The organism is Bradyrhizobium sp. AZCC 2262 (assembly GCF_036924535.1).
In the GTDB taxonomy this organism is placed as follows: domain Bacteria; phylum Pseudomonadota; class Alphaproteobacteria; order Rhizobiales; family Xanthobacteraceae; genus Bradyrhizobium.
In genome coordinates, this window is the sequence record NZ_JAZHRT010000001.1 from 2,699,443 (window position 1) to 2,715,198 (window position 15,756).

The window sequence follows — 15,756 nt, forward strand, 5'->3', positions numbered from 1 at the left end:
GCTCGCGCTCGTCGCCGTCCTTGCGCTGGTCGCCGGACTGCTGCTGCGGCGTGACCGGTTGACCGACCGGCGGCTAGCGGCCGAGCGGCGCCAGCTTTCGATTGCCGTGAACAACATCCCGCAAGGCCTTGTGCTCTATGATGCATCCGCGCGGATCATCATCTGCAACCAGCCCTATCTGGACATGTTTGGACTGTCGCCCGACGTGGCCAGGCCCGGCTGCACCATGCAGCGGCTGATCGCCCACCGGAAAGAAACCGGATCGTTCGATGGCGACGTCGATGAATTCTGCAACGCGATCATCCAAACGGTTTCGCTCGGCAAGGCGACGCGGCAGCTCACGGAAGCGCCGGGTGGCCGGGCGATCGAAATCATCAACCGGCCGCTGAAGGGCGGCGGGTGGGTCGCGACCATCGAGGACATCACCGCTCGCCAGCGCGCGGACGAGAAGATCGCGCATCTGGCGCATTACGACGGGTTGACCGACCTGCCGAACCGGATCCTGTTCCGCGAGCGGCTCGAACAGTCGCTCAAGGCGATACGGCCGGGCGAGCAACTGGCGGTGCTCTATATCGACATCGACGAGTTCAAGAGCGTCAACGATGCGCTCGGCCATCCGATCGGCGATGAGCTGCTCAAGGGTGTCGCCGAGCGTCTGCGCGGTTGTCTCAACGAAACCGATGTGGCGGCCCGGCTCGGCGGCGACGAGTTCGCCGTCATCCAGACCGCTATCAAGGACCGGTCGGAAACCACTCGGCTCGTTGATGACATCCATTCGGCGATCAGGCAGCCGCTGGAATGCATGGGGCATCTGATCACCACCGATGCCAGTATCGGCATAGCGCTTGCCCCTGGCGACGGGGTGGACCTCGATCAGTTGTTGAAGAATGCGGACCTTGCGCTCTACGGCGCCAAGGGCGACGGACGGCGGACCTATCGCTTCTTCGAGGCCGGCATGGATCAGCGCGCCAGGGCGCGGCGAAGCCTGGAGCTCGAGCTGCGTCAGGCGATCAGCGACGGCAGCCTCGAGACCTACTATCAGCCGGTGATCAATCTCGAGGACGGCAAGGTCTCATCCTGCGAGGCGCTGCTGCGGTGGCGGCATCCCGAACGCGGCATGATCTCGCCGGCGGAATTCATCCCGATCGCGGAAGACAGCGGCCTGATCAATCAGCTCGGCCTGTGGGTGCTCAAGACCGCCTGTGCCGAGGCCGTCACCTGGCCGGATCATGTTAGCGTCGCGGTCAACGTTTCGCCGGTGCAGTTCAGGAGCCCGTCGCTGGCCTTGAATGTGGCGGCGGCGCTCGCGGCGTGCGGCCTTCCCGCCAGCAGGCTGGAGCTTGAGATCACCGAGGCCGTGCTCATTCGCGATGACGAGGCGGCGCTCGACATGCTGCACCAGTTGCGCAAGCTGGGTGTCCGGATCGCGCTGGATGATTTCGGCACCGGCTATTCCTCGCTCAGCTACCTGCAGCGTTTCCCGTTCGACAAGATCAAGATCGATCGCTCCTTCATCCGGGACATCGCCGGTCCCGGCGCGTCATCGTCGATCGTACAGGCCGTGGTGAACATCGCGGCCGCCAGCGACATGACGACGACGGCGGAGGGGGTCGAAACCGAGCAGCAGCGGAATCTGCTGTACATCCTCGGCTGCACCGAGATGCAGGGCTATCTATTCAGCCCCGCGATACCGGCCGCCGAAGTGAGGCGGCTGCTGCTCTCGCACCGCGGCAGGGCCATGTCCGCTGCTTGACGTCGGCTGCTTGAAACGCCGGGCGCGGCTTGCTATCCAGTTCTGCATAACAAGAAACAGGGCGGGGTGGACCGCGATGAATCGCGACAACGCATCTTGAGCGAGCCGGCGCCGCCTTCCGCGCTCGCACCATTCCATGTCAGGAATTACCGTTTTCAATGGCCCGCCGATCTGCTCACCTCGTGGGCGTTCGAGATGGAAACGCTCATTCTCGGCTGGTATGTGCTGGTCGAGACTGGATCGGTGCTGTTGCTCACCTTGTTTGCCTCGCTCGGCTATGTCGGTACGCTGGTAGCGCCGATGTTCGGCGTCGTCGGCGATCGGATCGGTCACCGCGATCTCCTGGCGGTGATGCGTGCGACCTACGCGGTGCTGGCGGCGGTGTTGATGACGCTGGCGCTGTCCGGCCACCTTGCGCCGCTCTATGTGTTCATGATCGCGGCCGTGATGGGCATCGTCCGGCCATCGGACCTTGGCGTGCGCGGCGCTTTGGTCGCGACCATCATGCCGCATGGCCAGTTGATCGGGGCGATCAGCATCTCGCGCACCACGATGGATACCGCGCGTATCGCCGGCGCGCTAAGCGGCGCCGGATTGTTTGCCGCGCTTGGCATGGGCCCGGCCTATGTGGCGATCGTCTGTCTTTATATTACCGCGACCGCGCTGACGCTGTGCATCGTGGCCCCGGCAAAACCGCATGCGGCGGGCGAGGCTGCCAGCGAGGCGTTGCAGCGCTCGCCGCTGCGCGACCTCAAGGAAGGGGTGGCCTATGTCTGGACCACGCCGCGGATGCTGGCCGCGCTGTGGGTGGCGTTCCTCGCCAACCTGACGGCCTATCCGCTCACGAATGGTCTGCTGCCCTACATCGCCAGGGCGATCTACGGCACCAACCAGACCGGGCTTGGATATCTGTCGGCGAGTTTCGCGATCGGCTCGCTGGCCGGTTCGATCGTGCTGAGCCTGATCCGCGATATCCGGGTGGCGCGGCTGATGATCGGCGCCACCGTCGTCTGGTACGCGACCTTGCTGATCTTCGTGCAGATGCAGACGGTGCCGACCGCGATTGCGTGCCTGGTGGTGGCGGGCTTTTCGCAAAGCCTCGCCATGATCTCGATCGCCGTCATCCTGATGCGGACCGCGAGCGAGAATTTCCGCGGCCGGGTGATGGGCGTGCGCATGATGGTGATCTATGGGCTGCCGATCGGGCTATTGGCCGCCGGCAGCCTGATCGACGAGATCGGATTTGCGGCGACCGGAACACTCTACGCGGCGGCCGGCCTCACCTTGATGCTGGCGGTCATACTGCACTGGCGCGCTGACCTCTGGCACGCGCACGCGCCGGCGAACGCGCGGTGAGTTGACTGGCGTCCGGGCAATGTCTCACTGCATCTTGATGTTCGCTTCCTTCAGCACCGGCTCCCACTTCGCGGCTTCAGCGCGCATGAAGGCGTCGAAATCCCCGAGCGAACTGCCGACCGGCGTGGCGCCCATCTTTTCCAGCGCGGTCAGGACCACCGGATCCTTCAGCGCGGCGGCAAGGTCGTCGTGAATTTTTGCGACCAGGTCAGGTGCCATGCCGGCGGGGCCGAGAAAACCCCACCAGACCGAGGCGTCATAGCCGGGGACGCCAGCTTCCGCGACGGTGGGAACGTCGGGCAATGCCTTCGAGCGCTGGGCCGTCGTCACCGCAAGCGCGCGCACCGCATTGCCTTCGAGCTGGCCGACCACCTCGGGCAGCGGATTGACGCTCATCGGAATCTCGCCTGATATGACGGCGGTGAGGGCAGGGGCGCCGCCCTTGTAGGGGATCGACTGGATCTTCACCTTGGCCATGTAGTTGAGAAGCTCGCCGGCGAGATGGGCCGAGGTGCCGTTGCCGGACATGCCGTACGATAATGATTCTGGCTTTGCGCGCGCGGTCGCCAGCAACTCCCCGAGATTCTTTATCGGGCTGTTCTTCGACACCACGATCGCCAGCGGCGAATAGGCCACCTCGCTGATCGCCGTAAAATCCTTGAAGGTGTCGTAGGGCAGTTTTAGATAGAAGAACTGGTTCAGCGGATGGCCGCTCGCCACCAGGATCAGCGTGTAGCCATCCGGTGCGGATTGCGTAAGCGCCTGCGACGCGATGATCCCGCCGGCGCCCGGACGATTTTCGATCACCGGCTGCTGCCCCCAGGTTTTCGACAGCGATTGTCCGAGCGTGCGCGCCAGCACGTCGACGGCGCCGCCGGCGGCGTAAGGCACCAGGATGCGCACGGGCCTGGTCGGAAACGGCTCCGCATAAACGTTCGTGCCGACCAACGTAAATAGTGCGGCGACGGCAATGCTGCGGATGATCGTTCGGCGTGAGGGCATGAGGCGAAATCCTTCCGTGTTGGGCGTATCATTTGAGAAATTCATGCGTCGTTGCTGGTTCGCGCGTGGTTGTTCGTGACGGGGCATCGCTACTCCGCAGCCGAAATCATGGCGCCGCGCAATCCGGCGCGTTCGATCGCGGCGCCGACCACGCCTTCCGACTTCACTTCGTTCGTGAACTGCCGGATGAAAGCCATTGCCTGCTCGCGTCCTTTGGGAATGGCGATGGCGTGCCGCTCGATCCCCCAGCGGCCTTCGAGAACTTTCGACCCCGGCAATTTCTCCGCCATTTCGAACAGCGCGGCCTTGTTGGTTGCGTAAGCATTGATCGCGCCGGTCGACATCATCTCGATGGCGACATCGAAGGTGGCGGCGCGAACGATCTGGGCGTGCTTGAAGTCGCGCGAAAGGGCGGCGTCGGAGGAACTGCCCGCGGTCACGCCGACACGCAATCCCGGCGTATCCACCTCCGCCGGCGTTGTCAGCGCGGATCCGCGCGGGACGAGATAGCCGAGCTCGATTTCCAGAAAGGGCGGGCCGAAGTCCATGTCGCGCGCCCGCACCGCCGTCGCATTGGTGAAGGCGACATCGACCTCTCCGCTTTTGACGGCGGCGAGGACTTCGGCGTTTTTGGCGAACACGACCGGCTCATAGGGGACGCCGAGCCGCCGCGCGAGCTCCTTGCCGAGATCGTAGCCGACGCCGCGCGGCTCGCCCGATCCGGCACCCGGCAGGATCGAGGTCGGCGTGCCCGGATAGAGTCCGGCCCGCAATACGCCCGATGGCGCCAGTATCAGGCGTGGTTCCAGATCGGTCGCGATGGCGGGACCGACGGCGCGCCAGGCCAGCGCGCCGGCAACGATCAGAAAGGCAACGATAATCCGGCGCATCCGGCGGCTCTCCCTTGTCATTCCGTCCAGTCGCGAGGGCGGTGCGACCCCAGATGTTTGTTGACTGGACCTGATATTTTGTACAAACGTACAAAAGTCGAGAGCGGAAAGCTAATCCCATGACGCGAAATCCCAACATGCGGGAAGCCATCCTGAGCGCGGCCGAACTGTTGTTCTCGACGCACGGCTTCAATGCCGTGTCGATCCGCGACATCGCGCTGGAAGCCGGCGCCAATCCGGGCAGCATCACCTATCATTTCAAGAGCAAGGACGGCTTGCTGCTCGAAATCTACAAGCGCCATTGCGGTCCCATGAACAAGCGCCGCATCGAGTTGCTGGTGGCGGCAAAGCGCGTGCGCGACGTTCAGGATCGGCTGGAAGCAATCGTGCGGGCCTATGTGCAGCCGGCGTTTTCATCCAGCAGCGACCTAGCCGGGGGCGGGGCGCGCTTCACGCGGCTGCGCGCCGTGATGTCGGCGGAAGGCAACGCCGTGGTGGGGCGCATCATCGCGGAGATCTTCGACGATACCACCAACGCCTTTATCGAGGCGATCGAGGAAAGCCTGCCGCATCTACCGCGGACGACGATCGTGTGGCGTTCGCAGTTCCTGCTCGGCGCACTCTATTATACCCTCGTCAGCCCGGAGCGGGTCACGCGGCTGTCGCGCGGCGAAGCCGACGGTGCCGATATGGCGGAAGCGATCGAGCAACTCGTCGCGTCGACGGTCGCCTCGTTGCAGGCGGCTGACGTTGATCACATCAACAGCGGAGCCGGGTCACCCCAGGCGAAGCCGGCTCAGCCGTCCGCAAAGGGCGTCGTCGCAAAGCGGAAAGAAAATCCGGCCAACTAGGTATCGCGGAAATTATACAGCGCGACCAAAACACTGCTGAAGGCACCATGCACAAGCCGACGATTCCTGGACCAGATCCCGATACGCGAACGCCGAAATTCAAACTCCCGGCTCTGGCATGTGACGCGCATACCCACATCTTTGGCCCCGGCGACAAGTACCCTTATGCGCCGGGACGGCCCTATACGCCGCCCGATGCGCCGCTCGAAGATTTCCGGGCGCTGCACAAGAAGCTCGGGATCGGCCGCGCCGTCATCGTCAATGCCAGCGTGCATGGCACCGATAACCGCGTGGCGCTCGATGCCATCGCGGTCAGCGACGGCACTTTTCGCGCCGTCGCCAATATCGACGATAGCATTACCGAGCGCGGCCTTCGCGAGCTGCACGAAGGCGGTTTCCGCGGCTGCCGCTTCAACTTCGTACGCCATCTCGGCGGCGTGCCCGACATGAGGGCCTTCCACCGCATTGTGGCGATGGTCGCGCCGCTCGGCTGGCACATCGATCTGCATTTCGATGCGATCGACCTGCCTGAATATGCCGAGATGCTGGCAAAATTGCCGGTTCGCTACACCATCGATCACATGGGACGCATCAAGGCATCCGACGGTCTCGACCAGCTTCCGTTCCGGACGCTGATTGAGCTGATGACGCGGGACGAGAAATGCTGGGTCAAGGTGTGCGGCTGCGAGCGGGTGTCTTCGGGCGGACCGCCGTTCCACGACGCGGTGCCGTTCGCGCGGCGTATTATCGAAACCGCGCCCGATCGCGTGATCTGGGGGACCGACTGGCCGCACCCCAACGTCAAGGTGATGCCCAATGACGGTGATCTGGTTGACCTCATTCCTCTGTTTGCACCGGAGCCCGAACTGCAGCAGAAGATCCTGGTCGACAATCCGGCGCGGCTGTTTGAGTTTTGAAGGAGCTTGTGCGATGGCGGACAAATGCGTGCGATACGCACTGAGCTGGCGCCTTGCGTCGTTCGCCGGGATGGCTGCGTTGGCGGCGGCATTGTTCCTGCCGCAAATCGCCCACGCGCAAAACTATCCGAGCCGGCCGGTGCGGCTGATCCTGCCGTTCGGCGCGGGGGGCGTTGCCGACGTCACGGCGCGGCTCGTTACCGAAAAACTCGGCGAAAAGCTCGGCCAGCGCTTCGTCATCGAGAACATGGCGGGCGCCGGCGGCATCAATGCCGCGCGCGCCGTGCTGTCGGCACCTGCCGATGGCTATACGCTGGCGCTGTTTTCCAATGGCACCGCCATCTCGGTATCGCTGTTCAAAAACCTTGGCTTCAATCCGGTGACCGATTTCGTTCCGGTTTCGAGCATGGGCTATTTCGACTTCATCTTCGTCACGCAAGCCGGCTCGCCATATCCGACGCTGGCTGAATTCATCAAGTCGGCCAAGGCAAAGCCCGGCACGCTCAATGTCGGCACCATCAACGTCGGGTCGACCCAGAACCTCGCGGCGCAATTGTTCAAATCGACCGCCGGGGTCGATGTCACCATCGTGCCATTCCGCAGTTCGCCGGATGTGCTGATCGCGCTGCTGCGGGGCGATATCCAGATGGCGATCGAAAATTACACGGCGGTGCAATCGCATGTTGCCGACAAGGCAGCCATTGCGGTGTCGTCTTCGGGTACGATCCGCACCACATTCCTGCCTGAGGTGCCGACGGTGAAGGAAGCGGGCGGCGGCGATTTCGAGGCGCGGTCCTGGAACGCGATCTTTGCGCCCAAGGGCACACCGCCGGCGGTGATCGCGACGCTCAACGCCGCGCTGCGCGAGGTGCTCGAGATGCCGGACTTGAAGAAGCGCGCGCTCGATCTCGGCATCGAGGCCAAGGCCTCTTCGCCCGAGGAAATCCGCGATCGGCTGAAGGCCGATATCGACAAATGGGCCCAAGTGATCGAGCGGGCAGGAATTGCCAAACAATAGTCGCGCGGCCGGTGCGGCCGGCCATGCGTAACAAGCGAAGGAGGAAATCCCGATCATGAGCAATGCTGGCAAAACGGGCCTGGTGGTCACGGCGCATCCCGGCGATTTTGTCTGGCGCGCGGGCGGCGCGATCGCGCTGCATGTGAAGAAGGGTTATCGCGTCAAGATCGCCTGCCTGTCGTTCGGCGAGCGTGGCGAAAGCCAGTTCGCCTGGAAGGAGGCGGGCGCGACGATGGAGAAGGTCAAGGCTGGCCGCCGCGACGAGGCGCAGCGCGCGGCTGACATGCTGGGCGCGGAAATCGAATTCTTCGACGCGGGCGACTATCCGTTGCGGCTGACGGAAGCGCATTTCGACCGCATGGTCGATATCTACCGCGAACTGAACCCATCCTTCGTGCTGACGCATGCGCTGGAGGATCCCTATAATTTCGATCATCCGAATGCCGCCCATTTTGCCCAGGAAACCCGCGTGGTCGCGCAGGCGATGGGCCACAAGCCCGGCGCCAAATACACCTATTCCGCGCCGCCGGTATTTTTGTTCGAGCCGCACCAGCCGGAGATGTGCAATTTCAAGCCGCAAGTGATCCTCAACATCGACGAAGTCTGGGAGATCAAGCGCAAGACGTTTGAGATTCTCGCCGCGCAAAAGCATCTGTGGGCGTATTATGAGCGGGTTGCGCTGCAGCGGGGCGTGCAGGGCGGCCGCAATACGGGCAAGCCGATGACCTATGGCGAGGCCTATCAGCGGCTGTTCCCGATGGCGATGGAGGAACTGGCATGAAGACCGTCGTCGTCCGCAACATCAAGCGAACAGAGGCCGAACTCGTCAAACGGCTGGGCGCGCTCGGCGTCGCAACCGCGCACGAAGCGTATGGCCGCTTCGGGCTGATGAAGCCCTATCTGCGTCCCGTGTGGAGCGGGGCTGAAGCATCCGGTACCGCCGTGACCGTGCTGGCGCAGCCCGGCGATAACTGGATGATCCATGTGGCCGTGGAGCAGTGCCAGCCCGGCGATATCCTGGTGGTCGGCTGCACCACCGATAACACCGACGGGATGTTCGGCGATCTGCTGGCCACTTCGCTGATGGCGCGCGGCGTCAAGGGGCTCGTCATCGACGCCGGCGTTCGCGATGCCAAATCGCTTCGCGAGATGGATTTTCCGGTGTGGTCGAAGGCGATCTCGGCCAAGGGCACGGTCAAGGCGACATTAGGTGCCGTCAATGTTCCCGTGGTTTGCGCCGGGATCAACGTCGTGCCGGGCGATGTGGTCGTTGCCGACGATGACGGCGTCGTGGTCATCGGGCGCAAGGACGCCGCCGATGTCGCCGCCAAGGGCGAGAAGCGCGTCGCCGACGAAGACGGCAAGCGTCAAAAGCTCGCCGCCGGCGTGCTCGGCCTCGACATGTACAATATGCGGGAGCCGCTGGCGAAGGCCGGTCTCATCTATGTCGACAAGCTGGAGGAAGACTGAGGTGGTGATGCGCCTGCGCACCTTGCTCGGTGACCATCCCGGCACGACCGCGCTCAAGAATGGGTCCGTTAAATCGGATCTGGTCGAGTTCGATTTCGCGCAATATTCGCCGACCAACAAAGGTTTCAAGCCGATGGTCCGCGAAGGGGCGTTCGACGTCTCCGAGATGGCGATCGTTACCTACCTGATGGCAAAATCGTTCGGCAAGCCGATGGTGCTGCTGCCGGATGTGGTGCTGGCGCGGTTTCAACATGGGCACGCACTCTACAATGCGAAGGCGGGAAAGCTCGCGCCGCGTGACCTCAACGGCAAGCGCGTCGGCATCCGCTCCTTCACCACCACGACCGGCGCCTGGCTGCGTGGCATCCTCGCCAATGATTATGACGTCGATCTCGATTCGATCGACTGGGTGACGTTCGAGGACGCGCATGTCGCCGAATTCGTCGATACGACCAAGCGGGCGGGCGCGGGCAAGCAGATCGTGCAGATGCTGGTCGACGGCGAGCTTGATGCGGTGCTGGGCGAGAAATCGGATCATCCGGATTTGAGTCCGCTGTTCGCCGATGTCGCGGCCGAGGAAGAGGCGTGGTTTGCGAAGCACAAGGTGGTGCCGGTCAACCATGTGGTGGTAGTGAGCCAGGAATTGTCCGACCGGCATCCGGATGTCGTAGGCGAGGTTCATCGCCTGCTAGCTGCATCGGCCGCGGCCGCGCCGGCTGCCACCCGCTTCAGCCGGGACGCGATGCAGCGTTCGCTGGAGCTGATCATCGATTATGCCGCGCAGCAAAAGCTCATTCCGCGCGCGTTCAGCGTGGCCGAACTGTTCGATGACGTGACGCGGGCACTCAGGTAGCCATCTGCACGGCTGTCGTCGCCCGCGAAGGCGGGCGATCCAGTATTCCAGAGACGGCTGTGCTTGACCGAGAAGCCGCAGCGTACTGGATCCCCGCTTTCGCGGGGATGACGACTGAGAGTTTTAGCGATCAGGAGCAACACAATGACAACAGAGCCGATTTTCGATCTCGCCCATCTCGGCCACATGGAATTGCTGACGCCGAAGCCGGACGAGAGCCTGAAATTCTTCGTCGACGTCATGGGCATGACGGTCAGCGGCCGGAAGGGCGAGTCGGTTTATCTGCGCGGCTGGGACGATTACGAGCGCTATTCGCTCAAGCTGACGGCTTCAAAAACGTCAGGTATGGAGCACATGGCGCTACGGGCCCGCAGCCCGCAGGCGCTGGAGCGCCGTGTTGCTGCGCTGAAGGGCTCGGGCTTCGACATCGGCTGGGTTGACGGCGACATGGGGCAGGGGCCGGCGTTCCGCTGCCGCGACCCCGATGGGCATATCGTTGAACTCTACTATGAGACCGAGTGGTATCAGCCACCGCCCGAGCTCAAGCCGGCGCTGAAAAACCAGGCGCAGCGGTTTCCGGCGCGCGGCGTCAACGTCCGCCGGCTCGACCACCTCAATTGCCTCGCCGTCGACATCAGGGCCAACCGTCTGTTCTTCGAAAACTATCTGGGCCTGCGCACCACCGAGCAGATTGTGCTCAACGACGGTACGGAAGCCGCGATGTGGATGACGATGTCGAACAAGAGCTACGACTTCGCCTATACCCGCGATCATTACGGCAAGACCGGCCGTTTCCACCACGTCACCTACGCGCTCGACAGCCGCGAAGAGATTTTGCGCGCCGCCGATATATTCCTGGAGAACGGCGTCCACATCGAGACCGGCCCGCACAAGCACGCGATCCAGCAGACCTTCTTCCTCTACGTCTACGAGCCCGGCGGCAACCGCGTCGAAGTCGCCAACGCCGGCGCCCGCCTCATTCTCGCGCCCGACTGGAAGCCGATCGTCTGGACCGAGGAAGAGCGCAAGAAGGGCCAGGCGTGGGGGCTGAAGACGATCGAGTCGTTCCATACCCACGGCACGCCGCCGGTGTGAGAGGCGCGCTCCTGGGCCACCGATCACGACAAAATTACAGCGGGGGCGATCGAAAGCGCCAGCCTTGCGGCTGCACCGTCGCGCACCATCTTGATCGGGTGGCGAAGCGGCAGTGTGGAACGGCGCGATGGCACAGCATGTGGATTTCGATTTCACCAGCGAGGCGTTTTTTCGTGATCCGCAGGCCGGCGTCGCGCAGCTGCGCGCGATCGGTCCCGCCGTCGCGACGAGATTCCCGATCGTAGGGCGGGTCTGGGTCACCACGACCTACGAGGCGGCGGCGCGGGTGCTGAAGGACAGCACGCTCTTCTCGCTGCGCAGGGAGGGCGGGGTGCTCGTCGGCCTGCCCTGGTGGATGCAGAAATTCATCGCGACATTCGCCAATAACATGCTGACGATGGACGAGCCGGACCACACGCGGCTGCGAAGTATCGTCGACGAGGCGTTCCGCCGGCGCGCGGTGCTCGACATGGAGCCGCGTATCCGCGCCATCGCCGATCGTCTCGCCGATGAATTGTTTGCGGCGGGAAGCCCTGCCGATCTGGTGCAGCGTTATGCGCGGATATTGCCGCTATCTGTAATCTGCGAGCTGCTCGGTCTGCCGCCGGCGGATCGGCCGAAATTCATCGCCTGGGCCAATTCGATGGCGCATCTCACCAATGCATTCGGCTTTCTGCGGCTGATTGGCGGCCTCATCAAGATGCGGCGCTATCTGAAAGAACGCCTGCGGATCGCCCGTGAAGAGGGCAGCGAAGGATTGATCGTGGAACTCGTGCGCGTCGAGCAGGAGGGCGGACGTATCACGCCGGACGAAATGGTCTCGATGGTGTTTCTGCTGTTGGGGGCTGGTTCCGAGACCACGACCCATCTGATCAGCGGGTCGGTGTTCGAACTGCTGAAGGACCCGGAGCGGCGCGATTGGCTAACGGCAGACTGGAGCCGCGCCGGGTTGGCGGTGGAAGAATTTTTGCGCTTCGTCTCGCCGGTGCAATTCTCGAAACCGCGCTACGTGCGCCAGGACGTCGATCTCGATGGTGTGAAACTGAAGAAGGGCGACAGGGTGATGGCGATGATCGTCGCCGCCAACCTGGACTCCGACGCGAACGAGTGTCCCGAACGCCTCGATCTCGAGCGGCGGCCGAACCGGCATCTTGCGTTCGGGACGGGCATTCATTTCTGCCTCGGCCACCAGCTCGCGCGGATCGAAGCGATTTGCGCGCTGCAGGCGCTGTTCACGCGCTGGCCCAAACTCGCGCTGGCGGTGGAGCCGTCGCACATTCATTGGCGGAGGCGGCCCGGTATTCGCATGATCGCGGAGCTGCCGGTTGTGGCGGGTATTTGACGAGGCTGCGGTTAGGGGAGAAGGGCCGAGGAGTCTGGCTGGGGAACTAGGATTCGAACCTAGACAAACAGAGTCAGAGTCTGTTGTGCTACCGTTACACCATTCCCCACCTAAGGCACTGATTTCGCATAACTTTTTTTGGAAGTTTTGCAATCAGGGCCAAGAGTTTTGCAAACCCGGCGATTTGCAGGGCCCATATAGCCGGGCCTGCGTTCGCGGTCTAGTCTTCCTTTGTTAGGCTCTAGGTGGTGTGGACACTTATCTCATCCATAAGACGATTGCCGCGAGAGTGATGACGGCTCGGTAATTTCGGGCGGTTTTTTCGAAGCGGGTTGCGACCCGTCGGAACTGCTTGAGCTTTGAGAAGCAGCATTCGACGAGATGGCGCTGGGCATAGAGATGCTTGTCGAGCGGATATTTGAGCGCACGTGACGGGTTGTTGGGGATGACGACGAGCGCCCCCTTGGCGGCGATGGCTTGGCGCAAGTGATCGGCGTCATAGGCTGTATCGGCCATGACGACCTCGGCGGGTAATCCCTCGATCAGTGCGGCGGCTTGCGGTGCATCGCCCTTCTGACCTGCGGTAAGCGTGAACCGCACGGGGCATCCCAAGCCGCGAACGACCATATGTATCTTGGTGCTCAAGCCGCCGCGCGAGCGACCGATCGCCTGATCTTCAGGCCCCCTTTTTTCGCCCCGGCGGCGTGTTGATGCGCCCGGACGATGGTGGAATCGACGATCAGATATTCGAAGTCCGGATCATCGGACATCGCCTCGAAGATGCGCCACCAAACACCCTTGATACTCCATCGACTGATGCGCCGGAACACGCTGTTCCAATCCCCGAACGCCTCCGGAAGATCACGCCAGGGAGAGCCTGTGCGCACGATCCACAGCACGCCTTCCACGAACATTCGGTTGTCGCGGCCGGTCGAACCCTTCTGGTCGGGTCGACCGATAATCAGCGGCGCCATCCGCTCCCACGCCGCGTCGCTCAAAACCAAACGGTTCTTCACACCCAAGACTGCCTCCCCAAAAGCAGTCTTGAATCTGATTTGCTCCTAAAAGGGAATCCTTAGAGTCCACACCACCTAGTCCTCCTTGTTCACAAGACGAAGCCGTTTTTGGCCGTCGGCGCCGACCTTCATCTGATCGCGGAACCGCATGTAATGCTCGACGTTCTGGCGGGACATGCCGATATCGTTGGCGATCTGGTCGACCTCATAGCCTTCCTCGGAGCGGGCGAGGATTCCGGTCCCGCGCAGCCCATGGATGGTCGGATGGTCGGCGTCATCAGGATCGATGTCCCAATCGTATTTCTTGACCTGGGCGCCAACCCATTCTTTCCAGCGGCGGCAAATGACGCGGCCTTCGGGTGTATCGGCGAGCCATCGCCCCCAGCGCGCGCGAAGACCGTCGGCCGTGTATTGCGCGCCCTTGGGAGAGTAGAGATACAGATCCTTGCGGAAACGATCGATCGGCTTCAGCCAGCGGGAGTTCGTGAACGTCACCGGCGTTTCGGCCCAGCGGTCGAGTTCGAGCGCGTCGGCAGTGGCAAGCGGAATGTGGAAGGCGCGCCGGCGCTTGCGGGTTTTCTTTGGCCGGCACCATAGGCCGTTGCGATCGCGATGCTCCGGACCCATGCGGATCAGATCGCTTCCGCGCTGGCAGGTCATAACCCCGAGCCGCGTCATGCGGACCAGGTCTGGCCACGCGTGCGCGCGAACGTGATCGATCACCCAGGACGGCCACGGCACATGCCCGCGATCGGGGATGTCGAAGTCCTTCACCTTGTCGAATGGATTGATTTTAGCGAGGTCGAGGGGGATGGCCCAATCCCAGATCGTGCGCCCGACCGACAGCATCTGGTTTGCCATCACCGGCGTTTCCTTCATGGCATCGCGCGCAGTTTGAGCTGCGAGCGGCGTCAGGTCTTTGACGGCCACCATGCCCCAGGTATCATGCGACTCGAAGCGACGCATGGTCACTTCGTAATTCGATCGGGTGCCTTCCGATAGTCGCGTGAACTCGTCGCTGCGGCGGTAGCGCGCAATGAGATCGCCGATGGAGCCTGGCGGATATGTTGTCGGTTCCGATTTTTTGCGACGCTCGACTTCGGCCCAAAATGCCACCGGCTGAGTGTCGGCGTGCGGTAGTTTGATGCGCTCTCCCTCGCGATCGGTGCCGCGTCCGGGATTCCAATAATAGTACGTGTAGACCTTGCCGTTCGGCTTGCGAACGCTGGTCTTCTCAACGCCCTCAGGCAGCGTCACGCCGGATTCCCTTTTTCTTGCCAAAGTTCGCTGCCCCCAATACGGCCGCATCGGTGTCCGCCGCCTTCTTGCCGGACAGCTTACGGTCTACGTCTTCCCAGCGCCAGCGGGGGGTGCCCGAAGGGAACGTGTCGCACGGTGGGGGCAGGCGACCCTCCTTCACCCATTGATCCCAAGTGTCCGTCGAAATTAGCAATTCGGCCGCTCCGGTTTCCCGGTCGACATAGGCCGGCGTCCGATCGCCCCGAAGCAAGTTGTCCGTCTTGCGCATTGTCATTCGAGCTTACCGGAGGGTTGGCCACCTTTTCGGCGGCCTTGGCATGGTTGTCATCTTGTCGCGCACCAGCACCGCGCAGGGCTGGCCTTTGCGGCCCATCCTGTCCAGCGATGGGATGTACGGGAACACTTGCGGAGTCGTAGGACTCTCTTGCATCCCTGTAGAAGATCGCAAACTTGGCGAGGAGTTGTCCCCAGCGATCACGCTCAGGTCACCTGCGACCGGACGAGGTACCTGCACTTGCGTTTTCGCTAATCGAAAAAATGTCGGACGTGTTGATCATCCCGAGCATCATGCTCAGGTGACGCCTAGAGTGGAACGGCGGCTATAAACTAATCGTACGATTGGGTGCCACGGCGAACAAAAAGGAGAGAAGCTGCCCGCGGTTTTTGATTGTCGAATTTTTCGGCGCAAGGGGCGATGCACGCAGCCCGCTCTGACAATGAAGGCGCCTTCCCGATACTTGGGGCGAGAGCCCACCGCGACCGCAAACAGTGCTCTGGACAGCTATCGATTTCGTTGTTGGTTTGGAAAGCACTCGAACCTGCAACCAGACCGCCATGCGGTTCTGCGCGCTCTGTGTGTCTCGATGGTGCAAGGGCGATCGCTATTGACGGCGTCGCAGCAAGCCCGTCAGGCTCATAACCTGAAGGTCATAG

14 protein-coding genes, 1 tRNA gene and 1 pseudogene are annotated in these 15,756 nt (G+C 62.7%); 10 read left to right on the forward strand and 6 right to left on the reverse strand.

From position 1 onward, the window contains the following. Nucleotide 1: 1 nt before the first annotated feature. Nucleotides 2-1,753 (forward strand): annotated as a pseudogene (locus V1283_RS12690) (EAL domain-containing protein); the annotation flags it as partial. A 96-nt stretch (nucleotides 1,754-1,849) separates the two neighbouring features. Continuing rightward, nucleotides 1,850-3,109 (forward strand): MFS transporter, encoded by a 1,260-nt coding sequence (locus tag V1283_RS12695; RefSeq protein WP_334386826.1) that lies wholly within the window; start codon nucleotides 1,850-1,852, stop codon nucleotides 3,107-3,109. Nucleotides 3,110-3,133: 24 nt separating this feature from the next. Here the strand turns inward: V1283_RS12695 and V1283_RS12700 are convergent, their stop codons facing one another. Together V1283_RS12700 and V1283_RS12705 are read right to left on the reverse strand one after the other, a co-directional pair. Then, a complete protein-coding gene (locus V1283_RS12700; protein ID WP_334386827.1) occupies nucleotides 3,134-4,111 on the reverse strand; it encodes a tripartite tricarboxylate transporter substrate binding protein in 978 nt (325 codons plus the stop codon). An 89-nt stretch (nucleotides 4,112-4,200) separates the two neighbouring features. Further along, nucleotides 4,201-5,001: a transporter substrate-binding domain-containing protein gene (locus V1283_RS12705; RefSeq protein ID WP_334386828.1), complete on the reverse strand. Its 801-nt coding sequence runs from the start codon at nucleotides 4,999-5,001 to the stop codon at nucleotides 4,201-4,203. A gap of 119 nt (nucleotides 5,002-5,120) precedes the next feature. On the opposite strand from V1283_RS12705, the gene V1283_RS12710 reads away from it, so the two are divergent. The 8 genes from V1283_RS12710 (at nucleotide 5,121) to V1283_RS12745 (ending at nucleotide 12,547) form a co-directional block, all read left to right on the forward strand. After that, nucleotides 5,121-5,852, forward strand: a complete 732-nt coding sequence (locus tag V1283_RS12710; RefSeq protein ID WP_334386829.1) for a TetR/AcrR family transcriptional regulator — start codon at nucleotides 5,121-5,123, stop codon at nucleotides 5,850-5,852. 47 nt (nucleotides 5,853-5,899) lie between these two features. Beyond that, complete coding sequence (locus V1283_RS12715; RefSeq protein ID WP_334386830.1) at nucleotides 5,900-6,769, forward strand: amidohydrolase family protein; 870 nt, start codon at nucleotides 5,900-5,902, stop codon at nucleotides 6,767-6,769. A 13-nt stretch (nucleotides 6,770-6,782) separates the two neighbouring features. Further along, nucleotides 6,783-7,787 carry a Bug family tripartite tricarboxylate transporter substrate binding protein gene (locus V1283_RS12720; RefSeq protein WP_334386831.1) on the forward strand — a complete coding sequence of 335 codons (1,005 nt, stop codon included), beginning with the start codon at nucleotides 6,783-6,785 and terminating at the stop codon, nucleotides 7,785-7,787. A gap of 55 nt (nucleotides 7,788-7,842) precedes the next feature. Next, nucleotides 7,843-8,568: a PIG-L deacetylase family protein gene (locus V1283_RS12725; protein ID WP_334386832.1), complete on the forward strand. Its 726-nt coding sequence runs from the start codon at nucleotides 7,843-7,845 to the stop codon at nucleotides 8,566-8,568. Beyond that, complete coding sequence (locus V1283_RS12730) at nucleotides 8,565-9,257, forward strand: 4-carboxy-4-hydroxy-2-oxoadipate aldolase/oxaloacetate decarboxylase (RefSeq protein ID WP_334386833.1); 693 nt, start codon at nucleotides 8,565-8,567, stop codon at nucleotides 9,255-9,257. Before V1283_RS12725 ends, V1283_RS12730 begins: the two co-directional genes overlap by 4 nt. A 7-nt stretch (nucleotides 9,258-9,264) precedes the next feature. Next, a complete protein-coding gene (locus tag V1283_RS12735; protein WP_334393040.1) occupies nucleotides 9,265-10,110 on the forward strand; it encodes a hypothetical protein in 846 nt (281 codons plus the stop codon). A gap of 144 nt (nucleotides 10,111-10,254) precedes the next feature. Then, nucleotides 10,255-11,205 (forward strand): catechol 2,3-dioxygenase, encoded by a 951-nt coding sequence (locus tag V1283_RS12740; protein WP_334386834.1) that lies wholly within the window; start codon nucleotides 10,255-10,257, stop codon nucleotides 11,203-11,205. Between the two features lie 127 nt (nucleotides 11,206-11,332). Beyond that, the gene (locus V1283_RS12745) at nucleotides 11,333-12,547 is read left to right on the forward strand and encodes a cytochrome P450 (RefSeq protein ID WP_334386835.1); all 1,215 of its coding nucleotides are present in this window, start codon (nucleotides 11,333-11,335) and stop codon (nucleotides 12,545-12,547) included. 35 nt (nucleotides 12,548-12,582) lie between these two features. Here V1283_RS12745 and V1283_RS12750 read toward each other — a convergent pair. From V1283_RS12750 to V1283_RS12765, 4 genes are all read right to left on the reverse strand, one after another. Beyond that, nucleotides 12,583-12,656 (reverse strand) — tRNA-Gln (locus V1283_RS12750). 149 nt (nucleotides 12,657-12,805) lie between these two features. Then, a protein-coding gene (locus tag V1283_RS12755; protein ID WP_334386836.1) for an IS5 family transposase occupies nucleotides 12,806-13,569 on the reverse strand; the annotation gives its coding sequence in 2 pieces (ribosomal slippage) (nucleotides 12,806-13,225 and nucleotides 13,228-13,569; 762 coding nt in all). A 69-nt stretch (nucleotides 13,570-13,638) separates the two neighbouring features. Then, nucleotides 13,639-14,820: a hypothetical protein gene (locus V1283_RS12760; protein WP_334386837.1), complete on the reverse strand. Its 1,182-nt coding sequence runs from the start codon at nucleotides 14,818-14,820 to the stop codon at nucleotides 13,639-13,641. Further along, entirely contained in the window at nucleotides 14,807-15,091 is a 285-nt protein-coding gene (locus tag V1283_RS12765; RefSeq protein WP_334386838.1) for a helix-turn-helix transcriptional regulator, read from the reverse strand. The genes V1283_RS12760 and V1283_RS12765 overlap by 14 nt, the downstream gene beginning before the upstream one ends. Between the last annotated feature and the right edge of the window lie 665 nt (nucleotides 15,092-15,756).

Coding starts and splice junctions, on each gene's coding strand:
- V1283_RS12700 (WP_334386827.1), bottom strand. CDS start 4,111: ATGCCCTCACGCCGAACGATCATCCGCAGCATTGCCGTCGCCGCACTA.
- V1283_RS12705 (WP_334386828.1), bottom strand. CDS start 5,001: ATGCGCCGGATTATCGTTGCCTTTCTGATCGTTGCCGGCGCGCTGGCC.
- V1283_RS12710 (WP_334386829.1), top strand. CDS start 5,121: ATGACGCGAAATCCCAACATGCGGGAAGCCATCCTGAGCGCGGCCGAA.
- V1283_RS12715 (WP_334386830.1), top strand. CDS start 5,900: ATGCACAAGCCGACGATTCCTGGACCAGATCCCGATACGCGAACGCCG.
- V1283_RS12720 (WP_334386831.1), top strand. CDS start 6,783: ATGGCGGACAAATGCGTGCGATACGCACTGAGCTGGCGCCTTGCGTCG.
- V1283_RS12725 (WP_334386832.1), top strand. CDS start 7,843: ATGAGCAATGCTGGCAAAACGGGCCTGGTGGTCACGGCGCATCCCGGC.
- V1283_RS12730 (WP_334386833.1), top strand. CDS start 8,565: ATGAAGACCGTCGTCGTCCGCAACATCAAGCGAACAGAGGCCGAACTC.
- V1283_RS12735 (WP_334393040.1), top strand. CDS start 9,265: ATGCGCCTGCGCACCTTGCTCGGTGACCATCCCGGCACGACCGCGCTC.
- V1283_RS12740 (WP_334386834.1), top strand. CDS start 10,255: ATGACAACAGAGCCGATTTTCGATCTCGCCCATCTCGGCCACATGGAA.
- V1283_RS12745 (WP_334386835.1), top strand. CDS start 11,333: ATGGCACAGCATGTGGATTTCGATTTCACCAGCGAGGCGTTTTTTCGT.
- V1283_RS12765 (WP_334386838.1), bottom strand. CDS start 15,091: ATGCGCAAGACGGACAACTTGCTTCGGGGCGATCGGACGCCGGCCTAT.